The organism is Staphylococcus sp. MB377 (genome assembly GCF_001922505.1).
GTDB lineage: Bacteria > Bacillota > Bacilli > Staphylococcales > Staphylococcaceae > Staphylococcus > Staphylococcus haemolyticus.
Window position 1 is genome coordinate 1 of the sequence record NZ_MAON01000011.1, and the last position, 22,642, is coordinate 22,642.

Here is a 22,642-nt window from a genome sequence, read left to right on the forward strand (position 1 = left end):
ATTTAGCAGTAAAATGACTGTCACATGATTTACAATAAAATCTTTGTTTTTGAAGTTCTAAATAAGCGGGCATTTCCATAATTTTAAGTAAAGTAATCGTTGAGGTTTTCTTACCATTTTTTACTATAGAGAAATTTTCATTTTTAGTTGAACAATTTTCACAATGTGTAGGTTGATAAGTGAGCTCGGCATAGTAAAACAAGCTCATTCGTCCTTTATGTTTTTTCTCAATCACTTCATCTGAAAAATTTAGATTTTTATCTTTAATTCTTAATGTATTTAATATAGACTTACACATAGGCGCATTACCTTTCTTTTTTATTTTGTTTGGTAGCTAATAATTATAGAGGTAATTGCGCTATTTTTGTATTCAAACATAAAAATTGGACTGATGATTTTTAGTCATCAGTCCAATTTATTATAGAGCCAAATATTCATAAAAAAACACTGACAAAAGCATTGCTTTCGTCAGTGTGTCGAATCTATTTCTTATAAGAAACGTTTAGCAGCGACAGAAATTGGTGGAATTTCGTCGAAGTCTAATTTTTTATCTTCAGTAATTGATCTGTAAGCCCATTTACCATAGTTGATTGCTTCTTCATTAACAATTTTACCTGGTAATGGTGCAGCATTTGGATCAACATGTACATCAACGATTGTTGGTACATTTTCATTTAACGCTGCTTCTACTACTTCATCGATACGGCTAGGATCTTTTAATACATAACCTTTACCGCCTGCAGCTTCAGCGAATTTAGCATGGTCCATATCAGAGAAATCAATGGCATATTCTAATTCACCTGCAGCTTGTTGTTCATATTTAATAAATGATAATTGTTTGTTATTCATAACAAAAATTGTCATTGGTAAGTCATATTGAACAGCAGTTGCAAAGTCTTGCATTACCATTTGGAATGCGCCGTCACCGCTAATTGAGATAGCTTGACGTTTAGGGAAAGCGATTTTAGAAGCAATTGCTCCTGGAAGTCCGCAACCCATTGTACCTAACCAAGAAGAAATAATAAATTTATTATTTACTGATAAGTTTAGGTAACGTGTTGACCAAACTGTAGATGTACCTACATCGATTGAGAATACAGCATCATCGTCACTATATTTACTAATTGATTTCATTAAACGTTCTGGGCGGATTGGTGTGCTTTCTTGATTCATATCTTGTTCCATCCATTTATCCCAAACAGCTTTACGTTCTAATGTTTTTTCTAAGAATGGGCGTTGAGGTACGTGTTTGATAACATCAGTTAATTGATGGAAAGCAAGTTTCGCGTCACCAACGATACCAACATTGACACTGAAACGATGTCCAATTACATCTGGGTTTGTATCAATTTGAATTGCTTTAATATTTTTCTTAGGTAGGTAGTCAACGTAAGGGTAGTTAGTACCTGCCATGATTAATAAATCGGCATCTTGAATTGTTTGGTAAGATGTTTTTGTACCGATTTTACCTAAGTTACCGATGCTATATGGGTGATCATCAGGAATGATTGTTTTAGCTGGTAACGTATGAATTACTGGAATTTTAGCCGCTTCTACAAATTCACGTAATTCATCTTTAGCATTTTGTGCACCTACACCAATAATCATTACTGGTTTTTTACTTTTATCGATTAATTTTGCAGCTTTTTTAATGCTACGTAATGTTGGAGTTGGTGCTTTTGGTTTAGTAGTGTCTATAGCACGATGAGTTGTGTCTTTAATTTTTTGAGTTAATAAGTCATTAGGACATACAACTACTGCTACACCACGTTTTTCATATGCTGTACGAATAGCTTCGTTAACAATTTCAAATACGTTATCACCTTTTTGAATTTGGTGATTATATACAGATACATCTGAAACCATATCAGTAATGTTTGTTTCTTGGAAAGCTTTTGTACCTAATAAAGTACTATTTGTTTGACCTGCTAAAATTAATTGAGGTACGCGATCCATTTTTGCATCGTACATACCATTTAATAAGTGAACGATACCAGGACCACCAATACTTAATGCTACCCCAATTTTACCTGTCATTTTAGTGTATGAAGCTGCAGCTAAACTTGCTACTTCTTCATGACGTACATGATAGAATTTAAATGAGTCTCTAACAGTACGTAAACTATCTACTACTGCGTCAATTGAATCCCCTGGAATACCATATAAGTGATCAATATCCCATGCTTCTAACGCTTTAACTAATGCTTCGTTTGCTTTTATCTTCGCCATTATTACAATAGCTCCTTTCTCTTTTTAAACGAGTACAATATATATATTCCCTTTAGTAGAATAAAATAATCATAATTGGAATAAGTATCGAACTAATTACAGCAGTTAATATCATTCCAATTGAACTGAATGCACCAGATTCATTATCGTGTTCTAATGCTTTTGCGGTACCAAAAGCGTGTGATGCATTCCCATATGTTAACCCTCTGGCAATAGAGGTCTTAAAATTACCTAATTTCAATAACATTGATCCCATCATACTACCTATTAAACCTGTAGTTATAATGAATAATACTGTAATCGTATCAGTACCACCTAATTCCTGTGATACTTCGATACCTACAGCAGCTGTTATTGAACGTGGTAATATTGTTACTATCGTCTCCTCGTCGTAACCCAATAAGTTTAACGAGGTAAACACTAACATAAAATTAAGTATTACGCCAACCATCACGCTTGAAAAGATAATACTTAAATTCTCAATAATTTTATGTCGATTCTTATATAGTGGGTAAGCTAAACATACAACAGTGGCATTCAATAAATGATTGATCCATTTACCACCTGTCATATAATCATGATAGTTTTGATGTGTTAACAATAATACAATAATGACACCGACCGAACCTACTAACGCTGGGTTCAAAAATGGATTATCATATTTTTGTTGTAGCTTTTTTGCAGCAAAATACATAACGACGGTCAACAATATCATTAAGATAGCTTGAATGAATGTCATACTATTGACGACCTCTCTTAACGTTAGGTTGTTTAACCATTTTTTCAGCGATGTAACCAGAAGCTAGTGCAACGCAACTTGTACCTACAATAATTAATAAGAAGAAAATGATATAACTCTTTGTAATATCAGAAACAACATCCATTATTCCTACTACAGAAGGTATAAAGAAAAACACCATTGTAGCTAATAGAAATTCTGCGCCGTCAGATATCCAATTCATACGTATCACTTTCAGTTCAAGTAAAATGTACAACATTATCATGCCTACGATACTTCCAGCTAGTGGTATATGCAATAATGTTTGCAATAAACTACCTAAGTAACTAATGACTATGATAATGGCAATTTGTATGATAACTTTTGAAATAAATAATACTTTTTTCAAGATGACTGACCTCCCACTAAAATATGTCGAAATTGTTACAGTGAAATTTAAACCTACATTCATCATTCTAATTCAACCTAAGTAAATAGAAAAATATCCATTTTAAATACCACCTATAGTTTTTTTCTATGTAATCGCTTTAACAACTATACGTATTGGTGTGATTGAATTTCGATGACAATATTATTGCGTTCGGAACGAACCCAACATATGCAAATAAAAATAGAGAAGCGTTTCGTTTAAACGCTTCTCTATTTTTATTTACCTATTTATTCTGCTTGTTGTTATGAAGTATTATTTAGTCATATTTTAATCTCTTGCTCATAAATTCTATCCATTTAGAGGTAGCGTGACTTAACAGTTTATCCTTTTTCCAAATTGCACCTAATTCCCAACTCATTCCAGTATCCTCAATCTTAATACTTCTGATATTGTCTTTGAGCATGTTAGCGATGTGCTCTGGTAAGATACTTACACCTAAACGTGCTAGCAACAGATACTCAATAAAGTTCCATTGCGAGACATTTGAAACCGTATTTGGGAGAAAACCTGCATTTTTAGCTGCGGCAATAATTTTATCATTAAGGTAAAAGTCTTCGTTAAACAATATAAAATCTTCATTCTTAAGTTCTGCCATTGTAACAGAATCACGTGCTGCAAGGTCATGTTCTTTACTTACAACTAATCTCAAATCTTCACTATATAACGGTAAACAGTCAAAGACGTTCTCATCTATTGGAATTGTTGTAATTCCAATATCAATTTGATCATTAATAAGTCGCGTCTCTATAGATTTACCGCCACTTTCATTTAAATTATACGTAACGTTTGGATAGAGCTTGTGAAACTCCCCTAGTATGTAGATAAATTGTTGCATGTCCATTACTGCAGACATACCTATATTGATATGACCTGTTTCTAATCCTAATAGCCCATTAATTTCGAAAGGAATATTATCATATAACGCTATAATTTCCTCACACTTTTTATAGAATATTTTACCCGCATCAGTGAGTACGAGGTGACGCTTTTGACGATCAAATAATGTCATTTTCAATTCATTTTCTATATCTTTAATTGCTTTACTAATCGTCGGCTGCGCTATGTATAGAGATTTCGAAGCATTTGTCATACCACCTTGATTAACTACTTCCATAAAATATTTCATATGTTTGATGTCCAAATGCTCACCCTCTTTGTTCATTATTGTAATTTCATTATACACGAAATATTTTGAGAAAATAAAAATATGTAAAGTTAAACTAAATATTTCCGAGAACAAGTCTAATTCAAATTCAATGTCAGACCCTATATGTTTCATTATAAAAAAATGTTATAATCACATAGGCTCAAATTGATTGAAGAGGTGAGGCATTGAGCTTTTACGAATTTATGCAAAATTTCGTTGGTGATGACACACCATTAGGTGAATTGGTAAATTGGATTAATCAAGATAGCAATTTCCCTAGAGAAGTGAAGAGCCAAGCAGAAGTATTGTCATATTTTCGAAATAATCCATGTTCAGAAAACATACCCGTGACTATCGTTAAAAGAGCATTGGCTGTTTTTAACCAATTCACAAATGTATGATTTCTAACTTGTTATTATACATCATGGACGTATCATCTCACCAAGCGCCTTTATGGCGCTTTTTTTGGGAGTGGGACAGAATTTTATTTGAATTCGTTGTATCCCCAGCTTGCATTGCTTGTAGAATTTCTTAGTGAAATTCTTTTTGCTAGGGCCCCGATCCCCAGCTTGCATTGCTTGTAGAATTTCTTAGTGAAATTTTTTTGCTGAAGCCCCGCACACCCCGCAAAGATTACTAGAGCTGAGAATAGCTGATTAGCGCATCTTCTCAGTTCAGTCAGCTACTGCGAATATAATAGGTGAATTTAATATATTATTTTTATTTCTAAGCGCCTTAATGGTGCTTTTTTTATAGGGTAAACTTCAAATCAATTTCACATTTAAAATTAAGTAATGCTTTGAACTTTAAGACATTACCGTGTTGCTATCTTAAATTGTGTAAAATTACTTTAATGTAAAATAAGTTACAAATTACGCTGTTATATTTCATATATATTACAGTTACTTGTATAATTCGTTTCTTATATTGTATTAGACCTTTTTAACGAATATGATTAATACAGTTTTTAATTCTTTTATATTTTGAAGGGAACAAAAATGAAATTTAAAAAATTATTTTCACGTCTTTTACTCGCTACTGGAATCATGTTCGCAGGGACTTTTACATATCAAAACATTGAACACACGCACGTATCTGAAGCCGCTTCATATAACTACTATACGAAAGGTCAATGTACTTGGTGGGCATACCAACGTCGTGCTCAACTAGGTAAACCAATATCAAATCGTTGGGGAAATGCAAAGAACTGGTATTACAATGCACAACGCTCTGGTTATAGAACTGGTCACACGCCTAAACGCTACGCAGTAATGCAATCTACTGCAGGATATTATGGCCACGTTGCTGTAGTTGAGCGTGTATATAGTAACGGTAGTATTAAAGTTTCTGAATACAATTACAATAGACCGAATGCATACGGAACTCGCTACTTAAGTAAATGGTCTGCACGTAGTTATAATTACATCTACTAAAATAAATAATGACATATAAATGATAAATAAAAGCCACTATTTATGAATCGAGGTATTGAATTAAGTACCTCACTCATAAGTAGTGGCTTTTCTATATATTGTTATTGTTGTCGTAAATCTTTTAAAATTTGTTGAGCCGTAGCAGTATTTGCTTTAGGCGCAGTTTTCAATGCTTCGGCAACACGAGCAATCTCATCACCTTGAGCACCTACTACGATTGCTAATGATTTGTATTGTAAACTCATATGACCTTTTTGAATACCTTCAGAAACTAAGGCTCTACATGCTGAAAAGTTCTGTGCCAATCCTACAGCAGCAACAACTTGACCTAATTCTTGTGCTGATTGAACATTTAATAATTCAAGTGATGCTTTCGCAATTGGCAATACTTTCGTACCACCACCAACAATTGCTAATGTCATCGGTACTTCTATTGTTCCGACTAAGCGACCACGTTCTTTATCAAACTTCCAAGTCGCAATACCTCTATATTGTCCATCACGACCGGCATATGCATGTGCACTTGCTTCTGCTCCGCGTGTATCATTACCAGTTGCTAAGACTACGGCGTGAATACCATTCATAACACCTTTATTGTGTGTTGCAGCACGATGTATATCGACTTGTGCTAGTACAGAAGCACGCTCCATGCGTTGTGCTACTTCTTCACCAGAACGATCACCTTTATTTAAATCTTTGATATCAATTTCACCTTGAACTCGTACTACTGAGGCTGTGGCATGGTTAGACAAAATGCTCATAAGCACATCGCGATCTGGAAACTCATTGTTCATATGTGCAGTTATAGCTTCCAAGATTGTATTAAGCATATTGGCGCCCATTGCATCTTTAGTATCTACAAATACTTTTAAAGACAATAGTTGATTCTCTGGGAACGTATCAATTTCAATACGTCTGTATCCACCACCACGTTCTATAATTGATGGGTAAGCTTCAGCTACAATCTGTTCAATTTGTGGTTCTAAATCGTAAATTGCTTGTGCCAAGTCATCGGTATCACTTACGTCATCAAATACAATTTGACCAATCATTAGTCGTTCACTCTTAATAGTTTTAAAACCACCTGTATTATTGACTAACTTAGCGCCATAACTTGCAGCAGCTACTACAGAAGGTTCTTCAACCATCATCGGTACAACATATTCTTTATCATCGACAATGATTTTAGGTAATAAACCTACAGGCAATGTGCCTTGACCAATTACATTCTCAATTAAGCTATTCGCAACTTCTTCATTAATTAATGGATTTTTTAGTAAAACATCATAATTAGCATCTGTTAACCATCCATAATCAACAAGTTGTTTTAATTTATCTTCACGAGATAAATGTCGAAATTTCTTATCTAAACTCTTCATAGCATTATTCCCCTTTATCAATCATTAGAGCGATACCTAATCCTCCACCAATACATGCTGTAGCAATACCCGTACGTTTATTTTCTTGTTCAAGTGCGTTCACTAAAGTAGTGACTAATCTAGCACCACTGGCACCAATTGGGTGTCCTAGTGCAATAGCACCGCCATAGATATTTAATTTTTCATCTGGAATATGCAAATTGTCTTTGACTGGTATACTTTGTGCGGCAAATGCTTCAGTCATTTCTACAATATCAACATCATCGATTTTGCTATCCGTTTTATCAAGTAGTTTCTCAACAGCATAGAATGGTGCATAGCCCATATATTGAGGATCACAACCTACTTCCGCATAATCTCCAACGATTCCTAAAATGTCGTAACCATGCGCTTTAGCATATGATTCCTCCATTAAAATGAGTGCAGATGAACCATCGTTAATACTTGAAGCATTACCACCAGTTACTGTTCCATCTTCTTTGAAAATTGTCTTTAATGTTGCAAGCTTCTCGACACTACTATTTGGACGAACACCTTCATCAGAAGTCATTTGTTCCCCTTCCGCGTCAGTCATACCGATAATTTCATTATTAAATTTACCATCTTGCGTCGCTTTAGCAGCTTTAGCTTGTGAATGGTTTGCGAACTCATCTTGCATTTCACGCGTGATGTCATATTTTTCAGCTATGTTCTCAGCTGTTACACCCATTGGTACATAATGAAAGGCATCTGTTAAACCATCATGCATAAAGCTTTCCACTGGTTCTTGACCTTCTTTTAAGATTAATTGTGGGGCATTTGTCATACTTTCAACTCCACCCACTGCAACAATATCCGCTTCACCTAGTTGAATTAACTGTTTCCCTAATATAATTGCTTTAAGACCTGATCCACATACCTCATTAATTGTCATAGCTGGTGTTGTATCAGGTACACCCGCTTTAATCGCAATTTGACGTGCTGGATTTTGTCCTACACCACTTTGTAGCACGTTACCAAAGATAACTTGTTGTATTATATTAGGGTCAATATTTGCTGAATCGATTGCACCTTTCAAAGCTGTCGTTCCCAATTCAACTGCAGAATAATTTCTTAATTTACCTTTATATCTACCGATTGGCGTTCTTTTAGCACTAACTATAGCAATTTTTTTCATTCTTTATCTCCTTATATGTAGTTTATATATAAATTGTAATTTAGTTATTTAATTTGGTAAAATAACTATTAATATGATTATTAATAATAGCCGATAGAAGTTATCTCACACTCAATGTTATACCATGCAGTTTCACGTATTTTATTATATTACTATATTAAACGACATGCGTTATTGCATTTAACTTTTCGTATGAAAACGCTTTCTATTAGTGAGCATTTTAAATGAAATTGTCTCAAAATGCTACTATTAATATGAATTATAAAATTAGAATAACGAAAGGATGTAGTGCCCGTGAGTATAGGAATCGATAAAATTAACTTTTACGTACCTAAATACTATGTAGACATGGCTAAGCTTGCAGAAGCTCGCCAAGTTGATCCAAATAAATTTTTAATTGGGATTGGTCAAACTCAAATGGCAGTCAGTCCAGTATCACAAGATATTGTATCTATGGGGGCTAATGCTGCTAAAGATATTATAACAGATGATGATAAAAAAAATATTGGAATGGTCATTGTAGCAACTGAATCTGCAATCGATAATGCAAAAGCTTCTGCAGTACAAATTCACAATTTACTAGGTATTCAGCCATTCGCACGCTGCTTCGAAATGAAAGAAGCTTGCTATGCTGCAACACCTGCAATTCAATTAGCTAAAGACTACATTGAGAAACGACCTAATGAAAAGGTACTTGTTATCGCAAGTGATACAGCTCGATATGGTATTCAATCTGGTGGCGAACCGACACAAGGTGCTGGTGCCGTAGCTATGTTGATTTCAAATAATCCAAGTATCTTAGAATTGAATGATGATGCCGTTGCATATACTGAAGATGTGTATGACTTCTGGAGACCAACTGGACATAAATATCCATTAGTTGCCGGTGCATTATCTAAAGATGCATATATCAAATCATTCCAAGAAAGTTGGAACGAATATGCTCGACGTGAAGGAAAAACATTATCTGACTTTGAGTCATTATGTTTCCACGTACCTTTCACTAAAATGGGTAAGAAAGCTTTAGACTCAATTATCAATGATGCCGATGAAACGACGCAAGAACGTTTAACATCTGGATATGAAGATGCAGTATATTATAATCGTTATGTAGGTAATATTTATACTGGGTCTTTATATCTAAGTTTAATTTCATTATTAGAGAATAGATCGCTTAAGGGTGGTCAAACTATTGGATTGTTTAGCTATGGATCTGGTTCTGTAGGAGAATTCTTTAGTGCTACGCTAGTCGAAGGCTATGAAAAACAATTAGATATTGAAGGACATAAAGCCTTATTGAACGAACGTCAAGAAGTTTCAGTTGAAGACTATGAAAGTTTCTTCAAGCGATTCGATGATTTAGAATTCGACCACGCTACTGAACAAACAGATGACGATAAGTCTATTTACTACTTAGAAACTATTCAAGACGATATACGTCAATATCATATTCCTCAATAACATTGACATTAATTAAGAGGCGTTCGAGACAAGAGCAATTTAGGCTCTTGTCTCGAACGCCTCTTAATTAATGGGTAAATATAAAGGTGTTATGGTTTAGTTGAATTTTTAGGTCTATACAATTTAGTCATATCTACTTTCTCAAGTTCAAGTAATTTAATTTTATGATTAATCGTGCCACCATATCCTGTTAAACTTCCATCTTTTCCAACCACGCGATGGCATGGAATAATAATAGAAATCGGATTGCTACCTACTGCACCACCTACTGCTTGTGCAGACATATTCGGCTTATTACGTTCTTCACCTACGCGTTTCGCTAGATCACCATACGTTTTTAATTGTCCATATTCTATTTCTTGTAGCTTTCGCCACACACTTTTTTGAAAATCAGTGCCTTCCGGTTTAATTGAAAAATCAATTTGCGGACGATTTCCTGAGAAATATTCATTTAACCACTCAACCACTTTTTTAAAAATTTCTAAATCAGGATTTGTTGGATGAGTAACCGTTGTGTCACTATATTTATAGAGTACATGTGTAAGTGACTCACCATCACTAATGAGTTCTAAATTTTGTACGGGAGATTCGTAAAGCATTGAATAAGACATCATACCACTCCTTTCTGACCATTATGAAGAAGTTTCATGTCAAAGTACAACGGGAAGTATGTTATTACTTAAAATAATGGAGGTGTTAAAATGGCTGGTTTAAATAAAGATGATGTTGATTTACATTTTAATACCAGTCAATTTAATGAAGATGATCATGCGAAGCAAATTTCATTCTTCTACAAAGCCCTATACCAAATCAACGATATCGTACTGGGCATTATATTTTTAATAGGTAGTTTTCTATTTTTTTGTGACCAAACAATGGATTGCCGGCACGATACTATTCGTAGTTGGAAGTATTCAAATGACAGCACGACCTGTGATCTCTTTTGTCCATGACATGAAACTGTCTAAATATTACAAACGCAAATATAAACGGCTCCTATAGGAAGAGAAGCAACATTAATAGGTATAAGCGTATGAATCTAACACTTGTAGAATCATACGCTTATTTTGTTTGCGCTAGAACCAGTCCTTCTTTTTGAAAAGAGTAATGAGTGAAACAACAACCACTAATGAAGTAGCAATAAAGACGAAATAACTATAATGCCAATCAAGTTCTGGCATATAAGAGAAGTTCATGCCATACCAACCTGTTAAAAATGATAGCGGAAAGAATATAGACGAAATAATGGTTAAGATATCCATCACACCGTTAATTCTATTAGAACGGTAAGACTCATTATTATCTTTAATATCATCTGTGATGTGCTCACATGCCATCAACGTATCTGTTTGTCTTAATATTCTACTATGAATATGTTTAATCAATAGTTGATATTCGTGTGATACGTCTAATGGTGATTCATCTATTATTTCATTTAGGAGTTGCTCCATAGGAATGAGCACACGTTTCAGTTTAATCATTTCAGAACGAATATTATATACGTCATCCATTAATTTACGGTTATTGACTTTATCTACATTTTGATCCTCAAAAGAGAAAACAGTGTCTTCAACATGATCCACATATTTAAAGTATTGATGTGTAATCTTATCAACCATGATAGTTGTTAGTTCAATCGCAGTTATAGCTTTAGGTGACTTATTGAATGACGTAATGATATCTGATAATACATTCATAGGATATTTATGGACCGTGATTAGCCAATTACCCTTAACAGTAATACTCAATGGTTCTGCTGAGAAATTATTATGGCTAATCGCATGCAATATTAAATATAAATGCTGTTTCTGTGGGTGATTACTAACTTTAGGTCTCGTAACTGTAAATACAGATTCCTCAATGTGGTGTCTAGCAATATTGAATCGTTGAGTGAGTAATGCTTGATCGTTTTTCGTCGGATTCTCAAAATCAATCCACACAAGTTTGGCATCCTCAGGAATAGCTGAAAATATACATGCAGTATGGAAGTGATCTGCTTGGTCTTGAAAATGGACACGAATTGCCATAGTATCCCCTACTTTAGTTAAGTTTTACTCATCAATACCACTTTTCAGAAAATGAAAACAAAAGGTTAGGACTATCATGTCGAATAGGAAAGAATTCAATATTCATTCATAGTCCTAGCCCCACAATCGTCCTAACCACTTATAACAATTCATTTATACTTATCAATTGATGTCATTAGTTTTGGTTAAAATTATATAATTCATAACCTTTATCTTTAGCATATTCAATTGCTAAAATTTCTAAAACATTAATAAACGCTGGTTCATCTTTAACATTGACATATTGGAATTTCAAATTATAATCTTCAGCTGTAATTGATTTAATATCCTCTTCATTAACACCTTTTTTTTGTGCTAAACCTTTTTTAAATTTAGTAGTGCCGACACCTGATTTTAAATTATATTGACCTAATTTATTAAATAAGTCTTTTGTAATTAATTGGTAACCTGTAGAATAGCCACCTGTTTGACCAACGAAGATAGGCGTCTTTTTATCGAAAATAACATATACGCCAAATTTGTCTTGAACTTTTTCACGATCTTCTTTGCTAAATGTTAATGCATTATCTTTATCATATTTGAATAATTTTTTAAGTTGCTTCTTATTATCTTCTTTAATTTGATCTAATTGTTTAGTACCTTTCATAATTAAAATCCTCCAATATAGAATGTATTTATAAAATAAGACTTGGAAAATAAAATAAATTTATAAAAATTGCAATTTTATTTTTAGTAGTTAAACAATGTTTCTATTTGGATATCATATACCCTTTCAAAACGCTTTAAAACGCTTTACCAAATTCATTACACAATACATTTCTTATTTTTAATCAGTTTATTTTTTATACGTAATTTACATTTTTAATGTAAATGCATGTTTATTTATGTATTTATATAATCTATAATTAAATATTATGTTTCACCAAATTTATTAGATTCTTCTATCTATGTTAGGGGAGAACAATTTTGAATGATAAAGACTTACGGGTAATTAAAACTAAAAAGGCATTAACTGATAGCTTATATTCATTGCTCGAACAAGAGATGTTTACAACATTAACGGTTAATAAAATTTGTAAGCATGCTAGTGTTCATCGCACTACTTTTTATAAACATTTTTACGATAAATACGAATTGTTGAAATACCTATTAAAGTTAACACACAATGACTATTTTGCGACTAATATTAAAGAACGTTTGAATAATCCTTTTCAAGCTTTAGCTAATTCCTTCAATAAGGAAGAGATATCTCGAATTGAACTTAAGCAATATAACGATAAAGAGTTTGAAGATGTTCGCAATAATTATTTAATTGAAATAATGCAAAAGGATTTCAAAACCAACATGCATCGTATTACTGTTGATAATGTAGTACCGAAAAGCCTAGTATTCTATGTGTTCGGTTCGGTACTAAATGCATTTATCGATTGGAAAAAGAATGAAAATGTCGAGATTAAACCTAAGCAAATGGACCAAATCTTTCATAAACTTATCAATGTCAAAGCACATGATTAATTAGAATACTCATTCCATTTTGTTCAAAGTTACACGACCGTATATTAATCGCTATTTACATCTATTCATTATATAATGGACTGAGTTACAAACTAACTAAAGGGGTTTTATCATGACTGAATTATTTCCATATTTAGCCTTTGAAAAAGCAAAAGACGCAATAGCATATTACGAAGAAGTATTTGGCGCAACAAACATCAAAAAATTAGAAGTGAGCGAAGAACAAGCGGAACAATTTGGCATGACAAAAGAACAGGCTGCAGAAGCTACAATGCACGCTGAATTTGAAGTACTAGGTGTTAAAATTTTATGCTCTGATTCATTCGGACGTGTAGAGAACATCAATAATGGAATTTCATTACTTATTGATTTCGATGTTAACAATCAAGACGATTCAGATAAAGTTCAACAATTTTACGATAAAATTAAAGATCATGACTCAATAGACATTGAAATGCCACTCAAAGAACAATTCTGGGGTGGAAAAATGGGCGCCTTTACAGATAAATATGGCGTACGTTGGATGTTACATGGCCAAGACTATACACAACTTAATTAATAATCACATTGATTTTATTAAACTACTAATCAAAGATGTTATGACATCCAATTCATAGATTAGTTAGAAGCAAATTCTATTGAAGTACTATAGAATTTGCTTTTTTTATTTAACATTAAAGTCATACTCATTTAAGAAAGTAGCGTTGATATAGATAATAAATAGAGTTTGGGAATGGGGCTCAGCAAAGAGATTTTCAACAAGAAAATCTACAAACAAAGCAAGCTAGTGAAAAGTAACTTAAGTGCTTGAGCACTTAAGTAAGTAGTTCAAAAGATGAATTATGAATATTGTTGCGTGACTCTTGGCGTTTTAATTATTGAACACAAGTGCTGTTGCACTTGTGTAAGACGTTCTAAGATAGAATACAAAACATAATTGCGAAGACTCCTAGGGGAGCAGTGCCAGTCGAAGACTACAGGCTGAGACGGCATCTCAGGAACGCGAAGCAGCTTATGTGAGTAATCATCTATCTAACGAACGCCTTTAGAGGAATACAGGCACGAGCCTTTCCTGCAAGAAAGCGTCGCAACTAAAATGAGTAAAAATTCATCTGAGAATTTCTTTACCCCCTAGACAATCATCTCAACTTTAATGAAATAAAAATAAGTCAGTAAATGAATGGACTGCATTCATCTACTGACTATTTATTTAAAAATGTTATTTTAAATTTTATTGAACATGATATATATTGATCTTAATGGCTTAGAACATCTCTGAAACTACTTTTTGTTCTAAGAAGTTTAATAAGTAATCTGGGCTACCTGTTTTAGCATCTGTACCAGACATTTTAAATCCACCAAATGGATGATATCCTACAACTGCTGAAGTACATCCACGGTTAAGATATAAGTTACCTACTTCGAATTCATTAACAGCTTTAATCCAGTTTTCACGATTATTTGTAATAACTGCACCTGTTAAGCCATAGTCTGTATCATTCGCAATTTCAATTGCTTCTTCGAAATTATCAAATTTAGTAAAGCCAACCACTGGACCAAAGATTTCTTCTTGCATTACTTGATCAGATGATTTTAATCCTGAAATAATTGTTGGTTTAATGAAGTAACCTGTTGAATCATCAGCTTCGCCACCGATTTCAATTTTACCTTCTTTCCCACCAATTTCGATATATTTTTTAATTTTGTCGAATTGTTTTTTATTAATAACAGGACCCATGAATGTATTATCTACAGTATTACCAACTGTTAATTCTTTAGTTAATGCTACCGCTTTTTCTAATACTTCATCATACACTGAACTGTGTACGATGGCACGTGAACATGCAGAACATTTTTGGCCTGAGAAACCAAATGCTGACGTTACAATTGATTCTGCAGCTAAATCAGTATTAATATTTTCATCAACGACAATCGCATCTTTACCGCCCATTTCTGCAATAACACGTTTTAAGAATGTTTGTCCTTCTTGAACAACTGCGCTGCGTTCGTAAATACGAGTTCCTGTTGCACGTGAACCTGTAAATGTAACAAAATGTGTATGAACAGAATCAACTAAATAGTCACCGATTTCTTTCGGATCACCAGGTACAAAGTTAACAACACCCTTAGGTAGACCCGCTTCTTCTAAGATTTCGATTAATTTATACGCTGTTAATACTGTATCTTCAGCAGGTTTCAATAGAACCGTGTTACCAGCTACTACTGGTGCTAATGTTGTACCAGCCATAATTGCAAATGGGAAATTCCATGGTGGAATTGTAACACCAGTACCAATTGATTTATAGAAGTACTTGTTATGTTCCCCTTCACGATCTAATACCGGTTTACCATCTGCTAATTCCATCATTGAACGTGCATAGTATTCTATAAAGTCGATACCTTCTGCAGCATCGCCTACAGCTTCATCCCAAGGTTTACCTGCTTCATATACCATGACTGCAGAGATTTCCTCTTTACGACGACGAATAATTGCTGCAACACGTAATAATAACTCTGCACGATCTTTATGTGACCATTGACGCCATGTTTTATAAGCTTTGTTTGAAGATTCAAACGCTTTATCTACATCTTCCTTAGTAGCTTTAGATACTTTAGCAATTAATTCCGTTGTATTAGCTGGATTAATTGAATCAAATGTATCATCTTTAGTAATGTGCTCACCGTCAATCACAATTGGAAGTGTTTGACCAAGTTCACTTTTAACTTGCTCTAACGTTTTTTGAAATCTTTCTACATTTTCTTGTACTGAAAAATCAATCCCAGGTTCATTTTTGAAAGGTACTACCATTCTTAATTACCCCCTATGTATTTGTAAGAATTATAAAAATCAGTAAAACAATGACTTACTTAAAATGATAATTTGTGTCATTAATTTCATTCTACTATGCTTCGGGTTATTTTTGCAATCGCTTACATTAAAATTATCTGAAAAGTTTTAATTATTAGTCAGAGATGGCTTATTTCTCGAAACAATCTAACTATATTATTATAATTTTATATTTTTATAAAAATAAGGTATAATAAATTTACACAATTTAACGACATCAAGAAAAGGAAGTTCACACATGAAAGCATTAATTACAGGCGGAGCAGGATTCATTGGTTCACATGTAGCCGAACATTTTGTTAAGCAAAATATCGAGGTACATGTCATAGATAATTTAAGTTCCGGATACTTACATAATATTCCCTTTGTTAATAAAGAATATATTTACGTAAAGGATATCACCGATTTTGAGTTTGTAACGCACTTAATACGTCAAGAACAATTTGATTATGTTATTCATTTAGCAGCCATGGTGAGTGTTGTTGAAACGATTGAGAAACCATCATTATCTAATCAAATTAATATTGATGCCACAGTTCATCTTTTAGAAACCATTCGAACGTATAATAAGCAAATTAAGAAATTCATATTTGCGTCATCGGCAGCCATTTACGGTGATCTACCAAGTTTACCTAAATCCGTTTCTCTCTCTAAACCGTCGCCATTATCTCCATATGCAATACAGAAATACGCTGGAGAACAGTATGCTAAGATTTACAATCATTTATTCGATATTCCCTGCGCTTGTCTCAGATTCTTTAATGTTTATGGCCCAAGACAAAATCCTAACTCGGATTATTCAGGTGTCATATCAATAATGAATCATAAATTTACGAATCAAACTGAATTTACCTTCTATGGTGATGGTGAACAAACTCGTGATTTTGTTTACATTAATGATTTAATTGACGCTATGTGGCTTGTGCTTAATACCCCAACAACAAGTGGTTCAATATTCAACATAGGTACGGGCATACAAACAAATCTGAAAGCAGTTTTTAAAGCGTTTGAGAAGGGCTTCAAGTACAGTATCCCATGCCAATTTAAAGCACCAAGACTTGGAGATATTAAGCATTCTTGTGCTGACATTACACCACTTGAATCATTGGGTTATCATCCTCAATATGATATAGCCAAGGGCATTCAATCTTATTTGGCATATAATAAAGAACATAAAGTAAAATTATAAAACAATCGACTCAGATAAATTTAAAAGACAATCTCTATTTAATTTCAATAGAAATTGTCTTTTTATCATTTTAATTAACCAATGGAATTGCTACATGCATTATTCAATCATGATTAATACACATTCAAACGCTTTTTGGATCAAGAATTCTTTAAGTTTAATAGATATTGTATTTACTGATTATTTTAGAAGTTTATAGAACTCTTCTATCGCTAATTGATTGTATTCTTGAGCGTTAAACGTCTCATAATGTGGTGTTTGATGTTTGATAAAACGCTCTAAGCCGTGCTTAATATCATTGACATCATGACTCACTAACATCCCATACTTACCATTGTTTAATACATAACGATTCGCAATGATATCCGATGCCAATACGTTCATACCAAGTGATAGTGCTTCAAGTAGAACCATTGATTGGCCTTCATAATAAGACGTTAACGATAAAACATCTGCTTGTTTCATAATATAGAATGGATTTTTTCGTTGTCCTAATAAAAAGACATGCTGTTCTAACTTCAACTTACGAATTTGTTGTTCTAATTTATGTCTTAATGGACCTTCTCCCATAATATATAATTTCGTATTAGGATAATGCACGATAACCTTGCCAACCGCTTCAATTAATAAATCAAATCCTTTTTCAGGTGATAAACGACCAACCGACACAATTTTAAAATCATCCTCTTTAAAAGGTACCGACGTCACTTTCCCTTTATTCACACTGACGAGCACCGGTACATTATTTTTCTCAAATTGATCAGCATCATCTAACATGAATTGCGATATTTTACTTAAATTAATCGTGTTTGTTGACGCTACAAATTTCTTATTTAGTGCTTTTTTAGCTATATTGCGCATATTTTGTTCTTTTGATGCATCAGAAACACATACCAGTTTATCAAATTGATCATATAATGTTATCAAACCTTTTAAATTTTGATAATGCGGTTTCACACCATTTACGGTTCTCTCCATATCTGCTTTGATATCACTATAAAGGTAGACCAATTTACGTTTAGCAGTCGTAGCTAAAATAAGATTCGCCCAAAACATAGAATACCCACTGAAATCTATCGCATAATCAAATTGACTTTCACCTAATACTTTGCGCATCTCACGTTCATATACATGTTTTGGATATAAGAAACGTTCTAATGCACTTTTTAGCCCTCGTTGTCTGACGAAGTCTACTTTATACGTCTCTTTTAACGACGCTGCTAATGGGCCAACTCTTAAAATAATTCTTACATTTTGGTTAACATTATTCAGATTATTCAAGATTTCTTCATTATTACTTCGATTTGTAAATAGTGTAACGTCATATTGATTGTAATCAATATTCTCTAATAAATTGATAACAGAAGAGGTAATACCATTATTTTTCATTCCACCAGGATAAATTAATAGTCGTTTTTTAGCACATTTCTTTTCCTTTTTACGTTTATGTTTTGAGGTGAATACCCGGTCAATCACCTTGTCAGTAACATTTCCATCATCTAGATACGTATACGTATTTTTGAACGTTTGATAGTTATGTTGCACCTTACTTAATTGATATGTTTTCTGTTGTATCACTTGTACAACATCATCAATGGTATGCACAACCGGTCCCGGTAAATCTTGAGCATTGATATACATTCCTCTTTCAAATTGATATGCTTCGTAGTCAGGTGTATAAAAGACAATGGGTTTATTTGTGACTAAATAGTCAAAGAAGATACTTGAATAATCCGTTATCATTAAATCAACAAACGCCAATATTTCATTTGTATCAAAATAATCTGGAATAAGATATGGTTTTAGTGCCTCATTTTTAATTGCTTTTTTATAAATAAATGGATGTACCTTTACTAATACTTGATAATCAAGAAGAAGTTTCAACTTTTCAACTTCTTCCACAATATGATTTAAACTTTCCTCAGGCGTGTTGACATCATCACCTCTCCAAGTTGGACAATATAACAATATTTTCTCATCAGTAATATCAATGTAAGATTTTAATTCATTAATGAGCATTTTTGAATCACTATTCAATGTAAGATCTATTCTTGGATATCCAATTTCTAAAATTTGCCCACCATAAATGTTATCCAATCTAAATGCCCTTTTAAAAATTTCTGACGTATGGCGATTAGGACTTATGATATAATCACTCGATAAAAAGTTTTTAATAATATTTTGCGAACCACGTAAGCCATTTTCAAGGTCTAGACCCATATATTTGAGTGGCGTCCCATGCCATGTGTTCACATAAATTTGATCAGGCTTTTTAATGAAATAGGCTGGAAATGTTGAGTTGTTAATTAAATACTTACATTCGGTTAGTGCCCTTAAATACTCTGGAGATTCTTTAATCACGAATTCAATATTTTTGTATTTCTCAAATTTCTTTTTATAAAATTCTAACGTTTCGGTAGTGTCGACGACCCATTTATGCGTATATTTACGATATTTAGGATGATGAATCAAACGTTTAAAGATAGCATAAGGACTATCTGTAATACTCTTTCCATCTCTTACTTGGTATAGAATATCGTGTTGTTTAAGTTTATTCGCTTCATAATTTTGCGCATAACGCATTATTTTACGTGTATAAGCTGAGTTATTTCTTCTTTGTAAAGGCGTCGTTATAAATTTGAATTTACGTCGACTTTGATTTTGTAAAAATGTTTTCAGTGTCATATTCATTTTCCTTTCTAAGTTGTATTTCGTTTCTAAAGTTGATGTCATAAAATGAATGTTTTGAGTTACATTTTGATTCTTAAGTATGTATGGAGATAAACTCCCATATACACTCCAAATACATTATATCATTTATCTATATTATATATTATGCAACTAATTTATTTTATATATTAAATTCTTAGATACAAAAAAACTTTGGGCCACTGGACGACTCAAAGGTTATTTATACCTGACCTATGAAATGACTATTTAGATGCACCATTTTCATTTATCTCTCTTATTACTTTAGCTGGTACACCGGCAACTAAACTATTTGGTGGTACATCTTTAGTTACGACACTTCCTGCTGCTATAACTGAACCATCTCCAATCGTTACACCAGGTGTGACAACGACATTGCCACCAAACCAAATATTATTTCCAATCGTAATCGGCTGTGCTAACTCTAATCCTGCATTACGTTCTTTAGATGTTAATGGATGATGCGCAGTATAGAATCCACAAGATGGCCCTATAAATACATCATTACCTATTGTGATGCCTCCTCCATCCATAAAATAACAATTACTATTAACAAATACATTTTTGCCTAATTTAACATTCCAACCATAATCTGTATCGAACGGACTATTAATTGCGACATTCTCTAATGTATAACCAAATAATTCAGTTAATATTGCCTGTCTTCTACTGTCATCACTCGGACGCGTTTGGTTAAAGTCAAAACATAAATCTTTTGCACGTACTCGTTCAGTTTCCAAATCTTTATCAAAATTGGCATCATACCACTGGTGTGCTAACATCTTTTCTTTTTCTGTCATTGTACTTACCCACCTTCATTTAATATTTATATTACAGTTTAAACAAATTAAGTGGTTTTCGCACGGAAACACTCCCTTTTTCAACATATAATAAGCCATAAAGGCACTCAACACCTTTATGGCTCAATATAAGAAGCTTACTTTTAAGTTGTAATATAATCGCCACCATTAACATGTATGATTTGACCAGTGATGTAAGAACTATCCGCATTTGTAGCAAGAAACACATAGGCTGGCGCTAGTTCAGCTGGTTGTCCACGTCGACCCATTGGTGTGTTTCCACCTTGGTTCTCTACTTTGTCCTCATCAAAAGTAGCAGGAATTAACGGAGTATAAATTGGACCTGGTGCCACGCCATTAACTCGAATATTTTTCTCCATTAGTGTCGTTGCTAGTGAACGTGTAAATGAAACAATCGCACCTTTAGTTGAAGCATAATCAATTAAATGACCAGAACCACGATACGCCGTCACACTTGTCGTATTAATAATTGTATCGTTGTCACTTAAATATGGAACGGCAGCTTGTGATAAGAAGAACATGCCAAATATATTTGTTTCGAATGTATCTTTAAATTGTTCAGGCGTAATGTCCATGAAACTATCCTGAGGATATTGGACCGCCCCATTATTAACTAGAATATTCAGGTCACCAAAGTCTTGAACAACTTGTTGCACTAATTTTTTAGATTGCTGTGCATCTTTTAAATCATGAGCATAAGCTTCAGCCTTTACGCCAATCTCTTTAAGACGATTAACAGTTTCCTCTGCATCTTCATGCTCGTCATAATAACCAATAGCTACATTAGCGCCTTCTTTAGCAAACAAGATTGCAACAGAGCGACCAATCCCTGAGTCACCACCAGTGATTAATGCAACTTTACCTTGCAATTTACCAGCTGCTTTATATTCATCTAGTTCTGAAATGGGTCTAGGATTCATGTCTTTCTCTGTTCCTGGTTGACGATTTTGAGTATAACCTTTAATTTGTTTATGGAATTCTAATAGATTCATTCATTTTCACTCCTTATCCATTTACTTAACCGTTCCCAATCAAGACTCTTTTGAAACAAAGGATCAAGTTGCATAGGGCAGTTCTACTTATTACAACTTTAGAACGATAAAAAGTCAGTTCTCTAGTATCATGCAATTTTATTAGAAAGCCTATATAATTAAATTAAACTTCTATTAAAAAAACAACTAAAGCCACTAACGAGATATTACAGAAAAAGGAGTGCGACATTCTATGAGAGGTTTATTGAAAGGTATTATTGCATTGCTTATCATTCTTGGCGTTGTAAAGACATTCCAAGATCATGATGTAATGAACGAAGCAAATTATTATTATAATCAAGCCAAAAACGGTGAACTTGTTCAAAATATATCCAATTTTGATTTTAATAATTATAAAGACTTAAATTTAGAAAATTTTAAACCATCTGATTTTTTCTAAGTTAGCTGTATAATCTTTACAAATACAATAGTAGTCTAGGACATAAATAATATATTGATACTATTTTGCAAATTCGAAGTAGTAGGACAATGAATTCACAAAGATTTCTGTCCTACTTTTTTTATGCG

Annotated in this window: 21 protein-coding genes and 1 pseudogene; 8 read left to right on the forward strand and 14 right to left on the reverse strand. The window is 33.2% G+C overall.

Annotation, left to right across the window (positions count from 1 at the left end):
• From BB045_RS02035 to cidR, 5 genes are all read right to left on the reverse strand, one after another.
• Positions 1-298 (reverse strand): transposase family protein (locus BB045_RS02035; protein ID WP_142236910.1); only part of this gene is annotated, 298 nt, incomplete at its 3' end.
• Positions 299-489: 191 nt separating this feature from the next.
• The gene (locus BB045_RS02040) at positions 490-2,229 is read right to left on the reverse strand and encodes a pyruvate oxidase (RefSeq protein WP_037538548.1); all 1,740 of its coding nucleotides are present in this window, start codon (positions 2,227-2,229) and stop codon (positions 490-492) included.
• Positions 2,230-2,281: 52 nt separating this feature from the next.
• Entirely contained in the window at positions 2,282-2,968 is a 687-nt protein-coding gene (locus tag BB045_RS02045) for an LrgB family protein (protein ID WP_053025597.1), read from the reverse strand.
• A 1-nt stretch (position 2,969) separates the two neighbouring features.
• The gene (locus BB045_RS02050; RefSeq protein WP_053025594.1) at positions 2,970-3,356 is read right to left on the reverse strand and encodes a CidA/LrgA family protein; all 387 of its coding nucleotides are present in this window, start codon (positions 3,354-3,356) and stop codon (positions 2,970-2,972) included.
• A 298-nt stretch (positions 3,357-3,654) separates the two neighbouring features.
• The gene (cidR, locus tag BB045_RS02055; protein ID WP_053025592.1) at positions 3,655-4,539 is read right to left on the reverse strand and encodes a cidABC operon transcriptional activator CidR; all 885 of its coding nucleotides are present in this window, start codon (positions 4,537-4,539) and stop codon (positions 3,655-3,657) included.
• Between the two features lie 191 nt (positions 4,540-4,730).
• Between cidR and BB045_RS02060 the strand changes: the two genes are divergently transcribed.
• Positions 4,731-4,946, forward strand: coding sequence for a sterile alpha motif-like domain-containing protein (locus BB045_RS02060; RefSeq protein WP_070580938.1), 216 nt, complete (start codon positions 4,731-4,733; stop codon positions 4,944-4,946).
• Positions 4,947-5,543: 597 nt separating this feature from the next.
• Positions 5,544-5,978 carry a CHAP domain-containing protein gene (locus tag BB045_RS02070; protein ID WP_059747656.1) on the forward strand — a complete coding sequence of 145 codons (435 nt, stop codon included), beginning with the start codon at positions 5,544-5,546 and terminating at the stop codon, positions 5,976-5,978.
• Between the two features lie 101 nt (positions 5,979-6,079).
• Here BB045_RS02070 and BB045_RS02075 read toward each other — a convergent pair whose 3' ends face one another.
• Positions 6,080-7,357, reverse strand: coding sequence for a hydroxymethylglutaryl-CoA reductase, degradative (locus tag BB045_RS02075; protein ID WP_070580939.1), 1,278 nt, complete (start codon positions 7,355-7,357; stop codon positions 6,080-6,082).
• Positions 7,358-7,361: 4 nt separating this feature from the next.
• Complete coding sequence (locus BB045_RS02080; protein ID WP_070580941.1) at positions 7,362-8,513, reverse strand: thiolase family protein; 1,152 nt, start codon at positions 8,511-8,513, stop codon at positions 7,362-7,364.
• 294 nt (positions 8,514-8,807) lie between these two features.
• Here BB045_RS02080 and BB045_RS02085 point away from each other — a divergent pair, with 294 nt between their 5' ends.
• Positions 8,808-9,974 carry a hydroxymethylglutaryl-CoA synthase gene (locus tag BB045_RS02085; protein ID WP_070580943.1) on the forward strand — a complete coding sequence of 389 codons (1,167 nt, stop codon included), beginning with the start codon at positions 8,808-8,810 and terminating at the stop codon, positions 9,972-9,974.
• Positions 9,975-10,063: 89 nt separating this feature from the next.
• Here the strand turns inward: BB045_RS02085 and BB045_RS02090 are convergent, their stop codons facing one another.
• Positions 10,064-10,585 carry a methylated-DNA--[protein]-cysteine S-methyltransferase gene (locus BB045_RS02090; RefSeq protein ID WP_037551570.1) on the reverse strand — a complete coding sequence of 174 codons (522 nt, stop codon included), beginning with the start codon at positions 10,583-10,585 and terminating at the stop codon, positions 10,064-10,066.
• A gap of 90 nt (positions 10,586-10,675) precedes the next feature.
• Here BB045_RS02090 and BB045_RS02095 point away from each other — a divergent pair.
• Positions 10,676-10,976: pseudogene (locus BB045_RS02095) on the forward strand (YrhK family protein).
• Between the two features lie 74 nt (positions 10,977-11,050).
• Here BB045_RS02095 and BB045_RS02100 read toward each other — a convergent pair.
• Positions 11,051-12,001, reverse strand: a complete 951-nt coding sequence (locus BB045_RS02100; RefSeq protein WP_070632602.1) for a CorA family divalent cation transporter — start codon at positions 11,999-12,001, stop codon at positions 11,051-11,053.
• A 175-nt stretch (positions 12,002-12,176) separates the two neighbouring features.
• Positions 12,177-12,647 (reverse strand): hypothetical protein, encoded by a 471-nt coding sequence (locus BB045_RS02105; protein WP_011274829.1) that lies wholly within the window; start codon positions 12,645-12,647, stop codon positions 12,177-12,179.
• A 320-nt stretch (positions 12,648-12,967) separates the two neighbouring features.
• Here BB045_RS02105 and BB045_RS02110 point away from each other — a divergent pair, with 320 nt between their 5' ends.
• Positions 12,968-13,516, forward strand: a complete 549-nt coding sequence (locus BB045_RS02110) for a TetR/AcrR family transcriptional regulator (RefSeq protein ID WP_070580947.1) — start codon at positions 12,968-12,970, stop codon at positions 13,514-13,516.
• A 112-nt stretch (positions 13,517-13,628) separates the two neighbouring features.
• Positions 13,629-14,075 carry a VOC family protein gene (locus BB045_RS02115; RefSeq protein WP_070580949.1) on the forward strand — a complete coding sequence of 149 codons (447 nt, stop codon included), beginning with the start codon at positions 13,629-13,631 and terminating at the stop codon, positions 14,073-14,075.
• A gap of 705 nt (positions 14,076-14,780) precedes the next feature.
• Here the strand turns inward: BB045_RS02115 and pruA are convergent.
• Entirely contained in the window at positions 14,781-16,325 is a 1,545-nt protein-coding gene (gene pruA / locus BB045_RS02120) for an L-glutamate gamma-semialdehyde dehydrogenase (protein ID WP_053025579.1), read from the reverse strand.
• Positions 16,326-16,602: 277 nt separating this feature from the next.
• Between pruA and BB045_RS02125 the strand changes: the two genes are divergently transcribed.
• Positions 16,603-17,553, forward strand: a complete 951-nt coding sequence (locus BB045_RS02125) for an NAD-dependent epimerase/dehydratase family protein (RefSeq protein ID WP_070580951.1) — start codon at positions 16,603-16,605, stop codon at positions 17,551-17,553.
• 180 nt (positions 17,554-17,733) lie between these two features.
• Here BB045_RS02125 and BB045_RS02130 read toward each other — a convergent pair whose 3' ends face one another.
• From BB045_RS02130 to BB045_RS02140, 3 genes are all read right to left on the reverse strand, one after another.
• Positions 17,734-20,238, reverse strand: a complete 2,505-nt coding sequence (locus BB045_RS02130) for a glycosyltransferase (protein WP_075140442.1) — start codon at positions 20,236-20,238, stop codon at positions 17,734-17,736.
• A 248-nt stretch (positions 20,239-20,486) separates the two neighbouring features.
• Complete coding sequence (locus BB045_RS02135) at positions 20,487-21,062, reverse strand: sugar O-acetyltransferase (protein ID WP_070580955.1); 576 nt, start codon at positions 21,060-21,062, stop codon at positions 20,487-20,489.
• A gap of 143 nt (positions 21,063-21,205) precedes the next feature.
• Positions 21,206-22,075: an SDR family oxidoreductase gene (locus tag BB045_RS02140; protein ID WP_070580957.1), complete on the reverse strand. Its 870-nt coding sequence runs from the start codon at positions 22,073-22,075 to the stop codon at positions 21,206-21,208.
• Between the two features lie 232 nt (positions 22,076-22,307).
• Between BB045_RS02140 and BB045_RS02145 the strand changes: the two genes are divergently transcribed.
• A complete protein-coding gene (locus BB045_RS02145) occupies positions 22,308-22,514 on the forward strand; it encodes a hypothetical protein (RefSeq protein WP_011274822.1) in 207 nt (68 codons plus the stop codon).
• Positions 22,515-22,642 lie beyond the last annotated feature (128 nt).

Bases quoted from the DNA above. Each gene is read 5' to 3' on its own strand.
- BB045_RS02040 (WP_037538548.1), bottom strand. From the start codon at position 2,229: ATGGCGAAGATAAAAGCAAACGAAGCATTAGTTAAAGCGTTAGAAGCA.
- BB045_RS02045 (WP_053025597.1), bottom strand. From the start codon at position 2,968: ATGACATTCATTCAAGCTATCTTAATGATATTGTTGACCGTCGTTATG.
- BB045_RS02070 (WP_059747656.1), top strand. From the start codon at position 5,544: ATGAAATTTAAAAAATTATTTTCACGTCTTTTACTCGCTACTGGAATC.
- BB045_RS02075 (WP_070580939.1), bottom strand. From the start codon at position 7,357: ATGAAGAGTTTAGATAAGAAATTTCGACATTTATCTCGTGAAGATAAA.
- BB045_RS02080 (WP_070580941.1), bottom strand. From the start codon at position 8,513: ATGAAAAAAATTGCTATAGTTAGTGCTAAAAGAACGCCAATCGGTAGA.
- BB045_RS02090 (WP_037551570.1), bottom strand. From the start codon at position 10,585: ATGTCTTATTCAATGCTTTACGAATCTCCCGTACAAAATTTAGAACTC.
- BB045_RS02100 (WP_070632602.1), bottom strand. From the start codon at position 12,001: ATGGCAATTCGTGTCCATTTTCAAGACCAAGCAGATCACTTCCATACT.
- BB045_RS02105 (WP_011274829.1), bottom strand. From the start codon at position 12,647: ATGAAAGGTACTAAACAATTAGATCAAATTAAAGAAGATAATAAGAAG.
- BB045_RS02115 (WP_070580949.1), top strand. From the start codon at position 13,629: ATGACTGAATTATTTCCATATTTAGCCTTTGAAAAAGCAAAAGACGCA.
- pruA (WP_053025579.1), bottom strand. From the start codon at position 16,325: ATGGTAGTACCTTTCAAAAATGAACCTGGGATTGATTTTTCAGTACAA.
- BB045_RS02125 (WP_070580951.1), top strand. From the start codon at position 16,603: ATGAAAGCATTAATTACAGGCGGAGCAGGATTCATTGGTTCACATGTA.
- BB045_RS02130 (WP_075140442.1), bottom strand. From the start codon at position 20,238: ATGACACTGAAAACATTTTTACAAAATCAAAGTCGACGTAAATTCAAA.
- BB045_RS02135 (WP_070580955.1), bottom strand. From the start codon at position 21,062: ATGACAGAAAAAGAAAAGATGTTAGCACACCAGTGGTATGATGCCAAT.
- BB045_RS02140 (WP_070580957.1), bottom strand. From the start codon at position 22,075: ATGAATCTATTAGAATTCCATAAACAAATTAAAGGTTATACTCAAAAT.
- BB045_RS02145 (WP_011274822.1), top strand. From the start codon at position 22,308: ATGAGAGGTTTATTGAAAGGTATTATTGCATTGCTTATCATTCTTGGC.